This window comes from Asticcacaulis sp. (genome assembly GCF_027484505.1).
Classification (GTDB): domain Bacteria; phylum Pseudomonadota; class Alphaproteobacteria; order Caulobacterales; family Caulobacteraceae; genus Asticcacaulis.
The window spans coordinates 1-3,148 of sequence record NZ_JAIXSV010000039.1 but is presented as its reverse complement, the minus strand read 5'-3'; the positions used below and the strand labels follow the sequence as shown (position 1 = coordinate 3,148).

General features: G+C 56.4%; 1 protein-coding gene. It reads left to right on the top strand.

Annotated features, from left to right (window positions below; genetic code table 11):
* Positions 1-219 precede the first annotated feature (219 nt).
* On the top strand, positions 220-2,898 hold the full coding sequence (locus Q0072_RS01990) for a TonB-dependent receptor (protein ID WP_298324960.1): 2,679 nt from the start codon (positions 220-222) through the stop codon (positions 2,896-2,898).
* The last annotated feature ends 250 nt before the right edge of the window (positions 2,899-3,148 follow it).

Sequence of the window (3,148 nt, the reverse complement as noted above, 5' to 3'; positions counted from 1 at the left end):
TCCGTATGTCAGGCTTGTTAAATATTGGCTTACAAAAAATGACAGCTTTATGAACTTTAAATTGACAGCCCAATTTTTGAGCGCATAGTCGTTATCGGCCCAGGCAGATCCGGCAGTCGCCACTACGTCAGAGCGTCCGGGCACCCACACAAATTTCCGTATTGGATGTGACCTCCCGTCACTCAATGCACCACTGTGTCCGAATTCAGGGGATTGAATATGGCATTCAAACATTTTGCTCTGGTGAGCACCGCATTGGCGGGTGGCCTACTGGCTTCATCGGTCTTTGCGCAGACGGCTGAGCCGGCGCCAGCCAACAAGGTTGAGGAAGTGGTCGTCGTGGGGTTCAAAAAGAGCCTGGCTGACGCCCTAAAGACAAAGAAAAACGACATCCGCGTGTCGGATGGTATTTCGGCCGAAGACATCGGCAAGTTTCCCTCCGAAAACATCGCCGAAGCCATCCAGCGCATTCCGGGCGTGCAGATTGGCAATGTGAACGGACGCGGCGCGACGATTAGCGTGCGCGGTCTTGGGCCGCAATATGCCTACACGACCGTCAATGGTCAGACCTTCAAGACCGCCAATTTCACCGACGGCTTTCGCTATGACGTCATCCAGACGGAACTCGCTTCCGGGATTCAGGTCATTAAATCGCCGACCGCTGACATGGATGCCGGGGGCCTTGCCGGTACGGTGAATATCGACACCGTCCGCCCGCTGAACTTGAAAGGCCGTAAGCTCGTCTTTGCCGCCAAGGCCCAGAAAGCGACGCTGGCCGATGGTGACATGACGCCGAAACTCAGCTTCACCTACGCCGATCAGTTTATGGACGGCAAGCTGGGCGTCTTTGTCGGCGGGGGCTATCAGAAGCTGACCGACCGCGCCGACTACAGCTTCATGGATCGCTGGTACACCACAACCGCCAGCAACACCTTCGCTGCCGGGTCCGTGGCCGTGCCTGCGGGCACCACGGTGCCACGCCGCCCCCGCTATCGTCGGATTGATCGCGAAACCGAACGCGCTCAGATCAATGCCGCCGTTCAGTACAAGCCGAACGCCAACACCGACATCGGTTTCACCGCCGTCTATTCGCACGACTACACCACCTATGACGTCAATCAGCAGGTCTTCCTGTTTGGCGGCCTCGGCACCATCAAGATCAACGAGGTAAAAGACGGTCTAGCGACGAAGATTGTGGCCAACAACTTCTCTATGGAGAACAACCGGCAGCTTGAAACGCGCGATCTGACGTCTTCCGCCTACACCGCCGATTTCAAATATACCGGTATCGAAAAGCTGACCATCAAAGGGGTGCTGAACTACACCGAAGGCAAGTCCTACCTGACCGAAGAAGCGGCCATTCTGGCCATTACCATCCCTTCGGCAACGCTTGATATGTCGGACCCGTCGAACGTCACGTTCACGCCTTCGGTGAACCTGTCCGATCCGTCGGCCTATGCCTATTCCAAGCTGACCCGCAACGAATACCCCAACGGCGGCCTGACGCACAACGACACCGACGAAACCTCCGGCCAGCTTGATGCCAAATACTGGGTTGATCAGGGCGCGCTGCAATCGGTGAGCTTCGGTCTGAAGTACAAGAAAGAGAACTTCAACCGTCTGCGTCACCGTCGTGACCGGCTGGTGCTGGGCTATTACCCCACGGCGGCGTTCACCCCCGCCATGACCACGGCGAGCGCTGTGACCGACTTCCTCGATGGCGAAGGCAGCTTCCAGAGCGGCTGGGTGGTGCCTGATATCGACGGATATCACCAGATGCTGGCGAAGGAAGGCGTGACCATACCGCTGCAATTCGCCCCTGAAGCCACCTACGGCCTCGGTCGTGAAATCAAGTCGGTCTATTTTCTGGCTGATCTGAAGGGCGAAATTTTCAGCGTTCCGTTCCGTGGAAATGTCGGCGTCCGCTCTGAGGCGACGAAACAGACCGTTGACGGCTATCTGACGACACCAAACCCCAATTCCAGTGCCGACGTGCGCATCGCCGCGGGCACCTATTCGTCCAGCAACGACTATAATAACGTTCTGCCGTCGGCCAACTTCGTCTTCGACCTGAGCCCGAACCTTCTGGTCCGTGCTTCAGCCGCCAAGGTGCTGGTGCGCCCGATCCTCGACTCGAACACCAGCCTGGCCACGACCATCAATTCGTCCGTGTCGGGCGGCATCACGACCTACACCATCGCCCTTGGGGAATCCAAACTGAAGCCCCTCACGGCCAATCAGCTCGACCTCGGTGTGGAATGGTATTACGGCAAGGGCAATGCCCTGAGCTTCGCCGCTTTCAGCAAAGAGGTTAAAAACGGCACCTACGACACCTTCGTCTGCCCGGCCAGCTTTGAAGGGGTCACCCTTAGCGACAACGGCACGGACTGTGTCGGCACCAACAAGGCCATCTATGACATCACCGTCAAGGCCAATGACCCCTCCAAGAACATGATCAAGGGGTATGAACTGAACTGGCAGCAGTCGCTTGATGCCCTTCTGCCTGTCAACGGGTTCGGTGTGATTGCCAACTACACGCACGTGACACAGGACAAGAGCGCCAAGTTCCAGCTGCGTAACCTCTCCGAAAACACAGCCAACCTCACGGGGTACTGGGAAAACTCGGTCTTCAGCGCGCGGGTGTCGGCCAACTACCGTTCAGAATATCTCCAGAACTCTGCGGACAGCTTCTTTGCGCGTGAAACTCACATTGTGAAGGATCGCACGCAGATTGATGTGGTGCTGGGCTATACGATCAACCCCCAACTGAGCCTGTCATTCGGGGCTCAGAACATCACGGGCGAGACGGAGGAAGCCTATTATCTGAAGGACAATATCTGGCAAATGACCGCCGTTACCGGCCCCAGCTATTACCTGTCGTTCCAGTATAAGCTGTAAAATCGACTGAGGTTTAGAGCGGAATGATTTCTACTGGAATCATTCCGCTCAAGCCGCCATTGAGGCGGCGGCCAAGGTGGCGCAAGCCACCGCCCGGCGAGGGGCGAAACAAAATCTAGATCATTATGTTTCTACCAGAAATCATAATGATCTAGGCTGTGGTGACGAATTAACGTTTGCGATCTTCCTCCTCCCCATTTTATGGGGAGGTGCCGAGTTTACGAGGCGGAGGGGTATCTTACGGACGGTT

Bases quoted from the DNA above. Each gene is read 5' to 3' on its own strand.
- Q0072_RS01990 (WP_298324960.1), top strand. From the start codon at position 220: ATGGCATTCAAACATTTTGCTCTGGTGAGCACCGCATTGGCGGGTGGC.